A 12395-nucleotide genomic window follows, 5' to 3' on the forward strand; every position below is an offset into this window, starting at 1 on the left:
TAAGCCTACAAGAAGAATGGACTTGGTTGAAATAAGCTTTCAACATCAGGCACATACTTTTTATCAACTAAGAACATAACAACGTGGTCATCTTGTTCAATCATGGTTCTATCGTGTGCAATTAACACTTCTTCACCGCGTACAATGGCACCAATAGTGGTCCCTGGTGGAAGTTTCAAATCACCGATAGCTCGGCCAACGACTTTTGAGGTATTTTCATCACCATGTGCAATGGCTTCAATTGCCTCAGCGGCACCACGTCGTAATGATGAAACATTCACAATATCGGCGCGACGGACATGGGTAAGCAATGCAGATATGGTGGCTTGTTGTGGCGAGATCGCAACATCAATATCCCCACCCTGCACAAGGTCGACATAGGCTCTACGCTGTATCAGCACCATTACTTTTTTAGCATTAAGGCTTTTGGCCAGCATGGCCGACATGATATTGGTTTCATCTTCATTGGTCAGCGCGATAAAAACATCCATCTCTTCGATGTTTTCTTCATACAGCAGTTCTTTATCTGCGGCATCGCCACAAAGCACAATGGTATTTTCGAGTTGCTCTGAGAGCATTTCTGCTCGTTCAATATTGCGCTCAATAAGTTTAATCGAGTAGTTGCGCTCTAGGCGTTTTGCCAATCCAGCACCAATGTTACCACCACCGACAATCATAATTTTACGATACGGTTTCTCAAGGCGTTGTAATTCACTCATCACGGAACGAATGTCATTACTTGCGGCAACAAAAAACACTTCATCATCAGCTTCAATGATGGTTGTGCCCTGCGGTCTGATCGCGCGTCCTTGACGGAAAATAGCGGCCACTCGAGTATCAATATGAGGCATGTGTTCGCGTAATGCAGAAATAGCGTTTCCGACTAATGGGCCGCCATAAAAGGCTTTAACTGCCACTAGGCTAACTTTTTCTTCTGCAAAACTAACCACTTGAAGAGCGCCAGGGTATTGCACCAAGCGTTCGATATAACCCGTTACGAGCTCTTCTGGTGCAATAAGGTGGTCAACTGGGATCGCACCAGATTTAAATAGAGACTCTTTTTCTTCTAAGTACTCAGGAGAGCGGATACGTGCAATTCGGTTCGGTGTATTAAACAGTGTGAACGCCACTTGGCATGCTGCCATATTGGTTTCATCTGCATTCGTTACCGCTACTAGCATATCCGCATCTTGAGCCCCTGCTTCTCTTAGGGTATCAGGATGACTTGCCGCACCATTGACGACACGAAGGTCATATTTATCTTGTAACTCTCGCAGACGGCGACTATCGGTATCAACAATAGTGATATCGTTATTTTCGCCAACTAGGTTTTCTGCAAGGGTGCCTCCGACTTGTCCAGCACCCAAGATTATGATTTTCATCGATTATTTTCCTATCTACAGCAGGGCTTAGTTTAATTTAGCTCTGTTTTTGCAAAACCGCATAATAGAAACCATCCATATTGTGCTCACCTGGCAATATTTGTCGGCCAGGGTTGCTTGGATCGCTATCGATAAGTTCGGCGTCGTCTGTGCGGGCTAAGAATGCCTGTACTTGCTCTTTGTTTTCAACTGGAGAGATAGAACATGTAGCGTAAACTAAGGTTCCGCCTTTTTTCAGTTGTTGCCACATAGCATCTAAAATTTCACTTTGTAGCTGTGAAAGTGCTGGCAGATCATTGGCGCGTCGTAGCCATTTGATATCAGGGTGACGACGAATAACACCAATAGCAGAACAAGGTGCATCAAGCAGTATGCGGTCAAATTGCTCCCCGCTCCACCACTCTTCAGGATCTCGGGCATCAGCACAAATTACTTGAGCATCAAGACCTAGACGATCAAGGTTTTGGTACACACGCTCTAAACGTTGTGGGTCTGCATCAATTGCGACCACTTCGCTGCCGGTTGTGTTTTCCAAAATGTGAGCGGTTTTACCACCGGGTGCTGCGCAGCAATCCAGTATGAGCTCACCATCTTTAGGTTTTAAGTACTCTAGAGATAATTGAGCCGCCGCATCTTGTACAGAAACCCAACCCTCAGAGAAGCCTGGCAATTTATTGACATCGCATGGGCGATGCAGGCACAGGGCGTGAGGCGCTTGTGGGTGTATGTCAGCATCAATATCTTCAGCTTGTAATAGGCTTAGATATTCATCACGAGTGTGATGCTTACTATTCACGCGTAGCCACATTGGTGCTTTAGTATTGTTTGCTTCAACAATTGACTGCCAATCATCAGGGTATGACTCACGAAGCAGTTTAAGTAGCCAGCTTGGGTGTCCGTATTTTCCTGCATCGTGCTTAACCGATGCTTCATCAAGGTTTTGCTGATTGCGCTGGTAATTACGCAATACCGCATTGATTAAACCTTTTAATTTAGGACCCTTTAGAGATTGGCAAGCTTCGACTGTTTCTGCGACAGCGGCGTGATCTGCTGTACGCATAAAGCTTAATTGGTAAATACCAACCAATAGCAAGTGGTGGAAAACGCGCTGCTTGCCTTTAAGGGGTTTTTCCATCAATTCATTGACGATGGTTTCCAATCTTGGCAAATAACGCAGGCAGCCATAGCAAATCTCTTGTAGGAGAGCGTGATCACGAGGTTTTAATTGAGATTGAGCATTAGGTAGAGCACTAGATAGTGAGTATCCTTTGTCTACAACTTGAAACAGCACGGTTGCCGCAGCGGCGCGTACATTCATAGGTAATTCCTAACAAGAGTAAGGCCTGAGAGATTCAAGCCTTAGTGGTATTTATTTATGCTAACTGAGTTCCAACGGGGAACCAATCTGCTCGTGAATTAAGCACGTCGCTAACAGACATTGCTTTCTTACCTGGAACCTGAATTTGCTCCAGTAATAAGCTTCCGTTTCCAGTTGCGATTTGAATCCCTGATTTGTCAGCGCTGATGATAGTACCTGCTTGTTGTGTGCAAGGTGCAGTATCAACGCGAGCTTTCCAGACCTTGATGTTTTTATCATCAATGGCAAAGTAGCTCATTGGCCAAGGATTAAACGCTCTAATCTCACGTTCAAGAGTTGTTGCCTCTTTGGTCCAATCTAACTTAGCTTCTTCTTTGCTGAGCTTTTTCGCATAATTAGATAGAGCATCATCTTGCTTTACAGCAACGGCAGTTCCATTGGCGATAGTGGCAAGGCAATTGACCAGAGCAACAGGGCCTAGCTCTGCAAGCTTATGGTACAAATCGGCACTGGTATCTTCATCTTGAATAGGCAGAGTGGCAATATGCAGCATATCCCCAGTGTCTAGACCGACATCCATCTGCATGATGGTTACGCCAGTTTCAGCATCACCAGCCCAGATAGAGCGTTGAATCGGTGCAGCGCCACGCCAACGAGGCAGAATAGAGCCGTGTACATTAATACAGCCAAATTTAGGTGTATCGAGTACTTGTTTCGGCAGTAGTAACCCATAAGCGACCACAACCATTATATCGGCGTTTAAGTCTGCTAATTGCTGCTTTGCTTCATCAGACTTAAAGTTTTCTGGCTGATAAACAGGAATGTCATGCTGCAGTGCCAGATTTTTAACGGGACTAGCCGTTAATTTCTTACCGCGACCTGCTGGTTTATCCGGGGTGGAGTAAACCGCAATAACTTCATGCTCTGAAGATAACAACGCCGCCAAATGGTCGGCGGCGAAATCTGGAGTGCCTGCAAAAATGATCTTTAATGCGTTGCTCAAAGCAAACTCCTAGATTATTGGTTTTTCTCGTTATAGCGTTTGATTTTTTCTAGCTTATCTTTGATGCGCTTACGCTTCAGTGGCGATAGATAGTCAACGAATAACTTACCGGCTAAGTGGTCAAGTTCATGCTGAATACAGATAGCCAGTAGGTCGTCTGCATCAAAGGTAAATTCTTCACCGTCACGATTTTGAGCTTTAACTGAAACTTCAGCTGCGCGTTCGACAAGACCACGAGCTCCAGGTACTGATAGACAGCCTTCTTCAATGCCATCTTCACCGCGTTTTTCAGTGATTTCAGGATTAATAAGTACCAAAGGCTCATCGCGATTTTCAGAAACATCAATAACCACAATACGTTTGTGGACATTAACTTGGGTAGACGCTAGGCCAATCCCTTCTTCTTCGTACATGGTTTCAATCATGTTATCGATGTGAGTTTGTAATTCGGGTGTAAAAGCTTCCACCGGTTTAGCGACGGTGCGAAGGCGATCATCAGGAAAGGTTAATACTTGTAATAAAGACATAATCACTCAAAAAAGTTGAACTGCGCCGAAGGATTCTCAGCTACTTGTGACAATTTTAGTCATTTTGGTCTTCAAATAACAGCACCAATCTAAAACGATGAGACACTCTATGACAGAACAACAGATCATTGCATGGCTAACCCTTGCTCTCACGCCCCGTTTGAGTGGAGTTAAGCTACATAAAATACTTGAATTTATTTCAGTGCAAGAGCTGGTTGTTTTATCTAAAAAGGAGCTGTTAGGCCTTAATTTTACTGATGTTCAAGTGAGTCATTTAACGGCGCAGTTGCCAGCTAATGTTGAGCGGTGCCTTGAGTGGAATAACAAAGACGGTAATCATTTACTGATTTGTGAAGATAGCGAAAATTACCCTTCATTATTAAAAGAAATCCCGAGCTATCCGCCTCTGCTTTTTGTGCAGGGTAATGTGAGCGCACTTAATCGCACTCAGATAGGTGTTGTGGGCAGTCGAAATAGCTCGCAAGATGGTTTGTACATTACCCGCCAATTTTCTGCTGAATTAACCAAGCTGGGTATAACCATCACCAGTGGTTTAGCACTCGGCGTGGATGGTCATGCACATCAGGCGTGTATTGAGCAAGGTGGGGTAACGGTTGCGGTATTAGGCAGTGGCTTTGATTGTATTTATCCAAAGCAACATAAGGGGCTCGCTGAAAGAATTAAAGAGACGGGGGCATTAGTGTCAGAGTTCCCTCCTTTTTATCCGCCTAAAACGTATAATTTCCCCAGAAGAAACCGAGTGATTAGTGGTTTATCGGTTGGCGTGCTTGTGGTCGAGGCAGCAGCTAAAAGTGGCTCTCTTATCACTGCCAGATTTGCATTGGAGCAGGGTAGGGATGTTTACGCTGTGCCAGGTTCAGTGCTTAACCCGAATGCGGCAGGATGTAATGCACTTATTCGAGATGGAGCGGTGCTGGTTCAAAATTCACAGGATATTATTCAAGAAATGAGTGGCTTGGTAAATTGGTCTTTAGCGACGCAGCAAGAGATGACTTTAAATACGCAATCGACCGAGGATAGCGCTGCAAAATCAAGGGATGAGTTAGATTCAAAACAAGGGCTACTTAATCTGCTTGGAGATATCCCTATAGCTGTTGATTTTTTATCAGAAAGGACCCATATACCAGTAAATCAGGTTATGATGCAGTTATTAGAATTGGAGCTTAAAGGATTGGTTGCTTCAGTTAGTGGTGGTTATATTAGATTGAGGGGGATCTGATTATGATGGATATTCTTATGTATCTGTTTGAGACGTATATTCATAGTGAGAGCGAGTTAAACGTCAATCAAGATGAACTTGAGCAAGAACTTGTCCGTGCTGGTTTTCGCCAGAATGAGATCTATAAAGCCTTAAACTGGCTTGAAGATCTAGCCGCATTGCAAAGCGATGATTCAAGTCAGAAGATTGCCACTAGTTCAGCCACATCAATGCGTATCTACTCTACCCGTGAGCAACAAAGAATTGAGACAGGCTGCCGAGGTTTTATTCTGTTTTTAGAGCAGATAGGCGTGTTGAATGCAGAGCTTCGTGAAATGGTCATTGATCGAGTGATGGGCCTAGAAACTTCCGAGTTACAGCTAGACGACCTTAAATGGATTATTTTGATGGTGCTGTTTAATGTACCGGGCAATGAAAGTGCTTATACCACGATGGAAGAGCTTTTATATTCTACCGATCATGGCATCTTGCATTAAGCCTCTCTATGAACAAAATTAACAATCAGCTTTTTTCTTCTGAAGGGCACGCTCTTGAGCAATCATGCCCAAATTGCGGACACCCTCTACAAATGCGCCATGGTAAGCATGGTGCTTTTCTTGGGTGTACACACTATCCTTCTTGCGATTATATCAAGCCATTACACCAAGCTTCTGGTCAGGTCATTAAACCTTTAGGTGTGCCTTGCCCTGATTGTAGTGATGAGCTTGTTCTTAGGCAGGGTCGCTACGGAATGTTTATTGGCTGCTCTGGATACCCTAACTGTCATTACATTGGCAGTTTAGATGAACCCGAAGATCATAGTGTGGAGTCATTTGAGTGCCCGCAGTGCTCTAAAGGACATTTAATTGAGAGGAAATCTCGATTTGGTAAATCCTTTTATGCGTGTGATCAGTACCCTAAGTGTGACTTTTCGACTAACCATGAGCCTAAAAAGGGTCAGTGCCAAGAATGTGGCTTTAATTTGTTGGTGGTGAAGAAAAGCGCAGGCAAAGAAAGCGTGCTGTGTGCCAGTCGTAAGTGTCAGGCAAAGCAATAAAAAAGGAGGCGTTCGCCTCCTTTGTCTATTTACCTAAAATATAAGTAAATTATTTCTGATGTAGAGCTGGAAATGCTTTTTCGTCTAGCCACTGAGAAATAGTCTTTAGTTGCTGTTGTAAATCAGCAGCGCTATTTCCGCAGACATTAATATGCCCCATTTTACGACCAGGACGTTTTTCTTTTCCATACCAATGAACATGAGCTTGATCCATGCTCAACAATTCTTCAGCTAAAGTATCTTCGCCTAAAATATTGATCATTGCGGTTGGACGTAAAGCTTGTGTTGACCCAAGAGGAAGACCGCATACTGCTCGCATGTGGTTTTCAAATTGACAAGTTTCAGCACCTTGCTGTGTCCAGTGGCCAGAGTTATGTACGCGAGGAGCAATCTCGTTAACCATCAATTGACCTTGCACATCGAAAAACTCTAAAGCGAGTACACCGACATAATCTAAGCACTCAGCAACAGCGGTAAACATCTGTTTAGCTTGGGCTTGCAGTTCTGGCTCATCAATCGCTGTAGATAAGCTCAATACACCGTCGGTATGAACATTTTCAGCTAAAGGGTATACCGCAACTTCGCCTTGCTTATTGCGCGCACCAATCAGTGATACTTCACGATCAAATGCGACAAATTCTTCAGCAATAATGGCTTGTGACTCAGAAGACGCAATACATTGTTCCATCTCAGTCCAGATAGCATCTGCTTGGGTTTGCTCTTTTAAACGCCACTGACCTTTGCCATCGTATCCGCCTAATGTACTTTTAAGTACCATCGGCACGCCTACATAGCCAATAGCATCGTCAAAATCTTGGCGAGTACGAATTAACGAATATTTAGCGTTAGCAACACCGGCTTTATCAAGCAGTGCTTTTTCGATACGGCGATCGCCACCAGTTTTGATGGCTTCAGCGCTTGGGTAAAGTTTACCGCTTGCTTGGCAGGCATCAAGAACAGGATGTGGAACGTGCTCAAACTCTGCAGTGATGATATCAGCTTGCTCAATCGCAGCTTGTAAACCACTACCCAGTTTGGTTTGAGTAATAGGTTCAACAATTGATTCACTGTTAACATCAAAAGCAATTGTTTTGATATTTAGTGGCGCGGAGGCTAGTGCCATCATGCGGGCCAGTTGACCAGCACCTAAAACTAAAACTTGCACGCTATTAATCCTCCGCCGGATTTGGATTTGCAAGCACAGTATCAGTTTGTTCTTTACGGAAAGCTTCAACTTTTTCCATAACTTCAGGAACATGAGTACCGATGATTTGCGCCGCAAGAATACCTGAGTTAGCCGCGCCTGCTTCGCCGATTGCAAGAGTAGCAACCGCAATGCCTTTAGGCATTTGTACGATAGACAGCAGTGAATCCATGCCTTTAAGTGCGCGAGATTGAACTGGAACACCAAGTACTGGAAGACTAGTAAATGCAGCACACATACCCGGAAGGTGAGCTGCGCCGCCAGCGCCAGCGATAATGACTTTAATGCCACGTTCTTTTGCACTAGACGCGTAATCTGCTAGTAGTTGTGGAGTACGGTGAGCAGAAACAACTTTAGTTTCGTAGCTAATACCGAATTGGTCGAGCATTTCAGCGGCTAACTTCATCGTTGGCCAATCTGACTTAGAACCCATGATAATACCGACTTGCATGTTACGACTCCTAATTTAACTAGTTGAACTTTAGATACTCATTTTGCGCGCATTATACGGTTATTTTTTGATTAGGAAAACGTTTGCGTCGGTTTGTTTTGTTGTTTTACAGGAAATGCTTACCAGCTAGGAATAGAATTTGTAAACTAGGCGAAATGATAGTGTAGAAAAGGACACATTAAGGAATGATAGTTATTGATAAAGCGGTGGATGCTCTCAAGGAAGGAAAAGTCATCGCATACCCAACTGAGGCTGTATTCGGCGTTGGATGCGATCCAGATAATGAGCAAGCGTTACAAGCGTTAATCGATCTTAAACAAAGAGATCCAGAGAAAGGGCTTATTCTTATCGCAGCTAATTTTGAACAGTTACTGCCTTATGTGGATATCAGTGAGCTATCAAAAGAGCAAATGGATACCGTATTTGAAAGCTGGCCTGGGCCTGTAACATGGGTGATGCCCGTGAGTAAAAAAACACATCAACTGGTACATGGCCAGTTTGATAGTGTTGCGGTGAGAGTGACAGATCATCCTCTTGTTCAGCAAATTTGTATTAAGCTATCAAAACCGATTACTTCAACCAGCGCTAACTTATCTGGTATGCCACCTTGTTTAGTGGCGGAAGAAGTAGAAAGACAACTTGGTTCTGATCCCCTGTTTATTGTAAATGGCAGTGTAGGTAACAGAACCAAACCATCAGAAATAAAAGACGCAAAGTCACTACAAGTATTAAGACGAGGATAATTATGGCGCAGGTTGATAAAGAAGCAGTAAAGAGCTTTTTATTGCAGTTACAAGACGATATTTGTGCTGAATTAGAGAAAGCCGATGGCAATAAAACCTTTACCGAAGATTCATGGGTTCGTGAATTGGGTGGGGGTGGACGTACTCGTGTACTAAAAGATGGTGCTGTTATCGAGCAAGGCGGAGTGAACTTCTCTCATGTCTTTGGTGACAAAATGCCAGCCTCTGCAACGGCTCATCGCCCTGAGCTTGCTGGCCGAAAATTTGAAGCTATGGGTGTGTCTTTAGTTATTCACCCTAAAAACCCTTATGTGCCAACTTCGCATGCCAATGTTCGTTTCTTTATTGCTGAAAAAGAAGACTGTGAGCCTATATGGTGGTTTGGCGGCGGTTTTGACCTTACTCCGTTTTATCCATTTGCCGAAGACTGTCAATTTTGGCACGACACCGCTAAGCAGATTTGTAGTCCGTTTGGTGAGAATGTTTATGCTGAGCATAAAAAATGGTGTGACGAATACTTCTTCTTGCCTCATCGAGATGAGACCCGTGGTGTAGGTGGTCTATTTTTTGATGATTTAAATCAGTGGGGATTTGAAAAGAGTTTTGCGTATATGCGTGCTGTAGGGCAAGGCTATGCTCAGGCTTATACCCCGATTATAGAAAAACGTAAAAACACGCCTTTCACTGAGCAGCAACGTCAATTTCAGCTTTATAGACGAGGCCGCTACGTTGAGTTTAACCTTGTTTATGATAGAGGCACCTTATTTGGTCTGCAAAGCAAGGGCCGAACAGAATCTATCCTGATGTCTATGCCACCATTAGCTCGTTGGGAATATGACTATCAAGTTGAAGAAGGCTCTGAAGAAGCGGTGCTATATAACGAGTACTTAAAACCAAGACAGTGGTAGTTCTGCTAACGCCTATTCAGTGATAAGTTTATGTAAAGAGAGTCTCAATAGTTTTTAATCAGGTAGGAAGATGAAAGAGTTAATTGATCAGTATGTTGTTTATGGTAATCCGATTAGTCAGAGCAAATCGCCATTTATTCATACGTTATTTGCAAGGCAGACTAATCAGAGTATGACTTACGCGACTCAGCACGCTGAGGTGGGTGAATTTACACAAGCTGCCAAATCATTCTTTCTACAAGGTGGAAGAGGATGCAATGTTACGGCTCCTTTCAAGCATGACGCTTATAAGTTGGCAGATCGACTCACTGAGCGAGCAAAGTTGGCTGGTGCTGTAAATACGCTTAAAAAGCTAGATGATGGCCAGTTGATTGGTGATAACACAGATGGTGAAGGGCTAGTTCAAGATCTCTTGCAGTATCAGGTCCTCTTGAAAGGTGCTCGAATACTAGTTATTGGTGCTGGTGGTGCTGTGCGTGGTGTATTAAAGCCACTCCTGGATCAGCAACCATCAGAGCTGGTCATTGCCAATAGAACGTTCAGTAAAGCTCAGGCGCTTGCAGATACCTTTAAAGAGTATGGCTCAGTAAAAGCAGTTCCTATTGAAGATGTTAATGAGAGTTTTGATGTTGTTATTAACTCAACTTCTGCTGGTTTAACTAAAGAGTTGCCAAAAATATCCGCAAATATTTTTTCACCACAGACTATTAGTTATGACATGGTTTATGGTGCGGGTGTTACGGTATTTAATCAGTGGGCAAAGGAGCATGGCGCAGTAAAAGCCTACGATGGGCTAGGTATGTTAGTGGGGCAGGCGGCTGAAAGCTTTATGTTGTGGCGCGGTATTCGTCCTGGTTCTAAACAAATCCTGCGAGAACTTCGTAAAAACTTAGAGGGTTCGTAATGAATCAATCCATCATTTTTAGTGATGAGCATCGTTGGGACTCTCAGAATAAGGTAGTTGTTTTCTTTGGTCAGCAATCAGGAGGCTTAATTGAATGTTTAGTCTCGGTATCATATCTAGAGAGTTTGTCTCAACTACATATAGAGAACGAACATGCTGCATTGAAAGTATTCGCTGAATATCGATTTGATTTAGAAGATACAGCAGAAGAGTTGATTGAAGCTGAAGAGTTCAACCAACTCGGTCAAATTGAGATTAGTTAAGATTATGTACTTCGTTCAGGTAATCATTTTTATTCTGAACGTAGTTATTAGCTGACTTAGGCAGAAAAGCCATTTCTTCCCCTGTTAATGGCCTAATCTTTTTAACTGGATGACCTACATATAAGTAGCCACTTTCTAGTACCTTATTAGGTGGCACTAAACTACCTGCACCAATCAACACGTCATCTTCAATAATTGCACCATCTAAGATAATAGAGCTCATACCTACTAACACCCTATCTTTAATGGTGCATCCATGAAGCATCACTAAGTGCCCTACAGTGACATCGTTCCCTATGATAAGAGGGTGACCTTCAGGGTTACTTGGGTTTTTATGGGTAACATGTAAAACCGAACCGTCTTGAATATTGGTTCGTTGACCTATATGGATATGATTTACATCTCCTCTGGCGGCTACTTGTGGCCATATACTCGAATCAGTGCCAATTTTCACATCACCAACAATAACTGCTGATTCATCGACATATACGCCAGAACCAATCACCGGCTGCATTCCTTTATAACTTCGTAATGAATTCATAGTTAAACACCATTAAAACTGTATCAATAATGTTATAAAACTATCAAAAAAAGCCATTAATGACCAATCGTTGAGCAAGTAGTAAATAAAATGCAATATCTTTAAAAAAACCCTTGCCAATATGATGAGCATCTCTATAATGCGCCCCACTGACACGGCAACAGCGACAACGCTTCGTAGTGTTTCAGCAGGCTAAATGGCTTGAGATATTGAATTAAATTTTTCTCAAAAAATAAATTCAATAAAGTGTTTGACACTGAGTCTCAAAGCGCTAAAATAGCCGTCCACTTGAGAGGTAAGCCTCGAAAGTGCGCTCTTTAACAATTTAAACCTATCAATCTGTGTGGGCACTCGTTGATGATAATCGAAAAGATTTATCAATGAACTGAGTGACCAATATCAAATTGGAAATCAGCCTTGAGCTGGTTTGTTTTACTTTTTCGAAAGTGAAAACCAATAAGAGCACAGTCAATTCATTACTATTCTGTTGGAATAGTAATAGCTTTAAAATTACTTCTTACTTTCGAGTAAGGAACAGTTTTGAAGTCAGTATTTATTGAGCCGTTCTTCGGAACACAAAAACTTTAATTGAAGAGTTTGATCATGGCTCAGATTGAACGCTGGCGGCAGGCCTAACACATGCAAGTCGAGCGGAAACGACAACATTGACCCTTCGGGTGATTTATTGGGCGTCGAGCGGCGGACGGGTGAGTAATGCCTGGGAAATTGCCCTGATGTGGGGGATAACTATTGGAAACGATAGCTAATACCGCATAACGTCTACGGACCAAAGAGGGGGACCTTCGGGCCTCTCGCTTCAGGATATGCCCAGGTGGGATTAGCTAGTTGGTGAGGTAATGGCTCACCAAGGCGAC

The 12395-nt window shown here is 43.2% G+C and carries 14 protein-coding genes and 1 rRNA gene; 8 read left to right on the forward strand and 7 right to left on the reverse strand.

What is annotated here, in order from left to right; genetic code table 11:
* Positions 1 to 5: 5 nt before the first annotated feature.
* The 4 genes from trkA to def are packed head-to-tail and all read right to left on the reverse strand — an operon-like array spanning position 6 to position 4230.
* Positions 6 to 1382, reverse strand: coding sequence for a Trk system potassium transporter TrkA (gene trkA / locus A9260_RS06270; protein ID WP_068697257.1), 1377 nt, complete (start codon positions 1380 to 1382; stop codon positions 6 to 8).
* A 37-nt stretch (positions 1383 to 1419) separates the two neighbouring features.
* Entirely contained in the window at positions 1420 to 2700 is a 1281-nt protein-coding gene (gene rsmB / locus A9260_RS06275; protein WP_068697258.1) for a 16S rRNA (cytosine(967)-C(5))-methyltransferase RsmB, read from the reverse strand.
* 55 nt (positions 2701 to 2755) lie between these two features.
* Positions 2756 to 3703 carry a methionyl-tRNA formyltransferase gene (gene fmt / locus A9260_RS06280; RefSeq protein WP_068697260.1) on the reverse strand — a complete coding sequence of 316 codons (948 nt, stop codon included), beginning with the start codon at positions 3701 to 3703 and terminating at the stop codon, positions 2756 to 2758.
* Between the two features lie 14 nt (positions 3704 to 3717).
* Positions 3718 to 4230, reverse strand: a complete 513-nt coding sequence (gene def, locus A9260_RS06285; RefSeq protein WP_068697262.1) for a peptide deformylase — start codon at positions 4228 to 4230, stop codon at positions 3718 to 3720.
* 109 nt (positions 4231 to 4339) lie between these two features.
* Here def and dprA point away from each other — a divergent pair, with 109 nt between their 5' ends.
* Genes dprA through A9260_RS06300 form a run of 3 tightly spaced genes read left to right on the forward strand, consistent with a single transcriptional unit; the run spans position 4340 to position 6506 of the window.
* On the forward strand, positions 4340 to 5470 hold the full coding sequence (dprA, locus tag A9260_RS06290) for a DNA-processing protein DprA (protein WP_068697263.1): 1131 nt from the start codon (positions 4340 to 4342) through the stop codon (positions 5468 to 5470).
* Positions 5471 to 5472: 2 nt separating this feature from the next.
* Entirely contained in the window at positions 5473 to 5946 is a 474-nt protein-coding gene (locus tag A9260_RS06295) for a DUF494 family protein (protein WP_197485256.1), read from the forward strand.
* 8 nt (positions 5947 to 5954) lie between these two features.
* Positions 5955 to 6506, forward strand: coding sequence for a DNA topoisomerase family protein (locus A9260_RS06300; RefSeq protein WP_068697267.1), 552 nt, complete (start codon positions 5955 to 5957; stop codon positions 6504 to 6506).
* Positions 6507 to 6555: 49 nt separating this feature from the next.
* Here the strand turns inward: A9260_RS06300 and A9260_RS06305 are convergent, their stop codons facing one another.
* Both A9260_RS06305 and purE read right to left on the reverse strand, forming a co-directional pair.
* The gene (locus A9260_RS06305) at positions 6556 to 7671 is read right to left on the reverse strand and encodes a 5-(carboxyamino)imidazole ribonucleotide synthase (RefSeq protein ID WP_068697269.1); all 1116 of its coding nucleotides are present in this window, start codon (positions 7669 to 7671) and stop codon (positions 6556 to 6558) included.
* Positions 7672 to 7675: 4 nt separating this feature from the next.
* A complete protein-coding gene (gene purE, locus A9260_RS06310) occupies positions 7676 to 8161 on the reverse strand; it encodes a 5-(carboxyamino)imidazole ribonucleotide mutase (protein ID WP_068697271.1) in 486 nt (161 codons plus the stop codon).
* A 185-nt stretch (positions 8162 to 8346) separates the two neighbouring features.
* Here purE and A9260_RS06315 point away from each other — a divergent pair, with 185 nt between their 5' ends.
* The 4 genes from A9260_RS06315 (at position 8347) to A9260_RS06330 (ending at position 10979) form a co-directional block, all read left to right on the forward strand.
* The gene (locus A9260_RS06315; RefSeq protein ID WP_068697273.1) at positions 8347 to 8904 is read left to right on the forward strand and encodes an L-threonylcarbamoyladenylate synthase; all 558 of its coding nucleotides are present in this window, start codon (positions 8347 to 8349) and stop codon (positions 8902 to 8904) included.
* A 2-nt stretch (positions 8905 to 8906) separates the two neighbouring features.
* Positions 8907 to 9812: an oxygen-dependent coproporphyrinogen oxidase gene (hemF, locus tag A9260_RS06320; protein WP_068697275.1), complete on the forward strand. Its 906-nt coding sequence runs from the start codon at positions 8907 to 8909 to the stop codon at positions 9810 to 9812.
* 70 nt (positions 9813 to 9882) lie between these two features.
* Entirely contained in the window at positions 9883 to 10716 is an 834-nt protein-coding gene (gene aroE / locus A9260_RS06325) for a shikimate dehydrogenase (protein ID WP_068697277.1), read from the forward strand.
* Positions 10716 to 10979, forward strand: coding sequence for a DUF1488 domain-containing protein (locus A9260_RS06330; RefSeq protein WP_068697278.1), 264 nt, complete (start codon positions 10716 to 10718; stop codon positions 10977 to 10979). The genes aroE and A9260_RS06330 overlap by 1 nt, the downstream gene beginning before the upstream one ends.
* Here the strand turns inward: A9260_RS06330 and A9260_RS06335 are convergent.
* Positions 10972 to 11520, reverse strand: coding sequence for a gamma carbonic anhydrase family protein (locus A9260_RS06335; RefSeq protein WP_068697281.1), 549 nt, complete (start codon positions 11518 to 11520; stop codon positions 10972 to 10974). The two genes, A9260_RS06330 and A9260_RS06335, sit on opposite strands and share 8 nt — an antisense overlap.
* 585 nt (positions 11521 to 12105) lie before the next feature.
* On the opposite strand from A9260_RS06335, the gene A9260_RS06340 reads away from it, so the two are divergent.
* Positions 12106 to 12395 (forward strand): 16S ribosomal RNA (locus tag A9260_RS06340); the annotation flags it as partial.

The organism is Vibrio sp. UCD-FRSSP16_30 (assembly GCF_001676025.1).
In the GTDB taxonomy this organism is placed as follows: domain Bacteria; phylum Pseudomonadota; class Gammaproteobacteria; order Enterobacterales; family Vibrionaceae; genus Vibrio.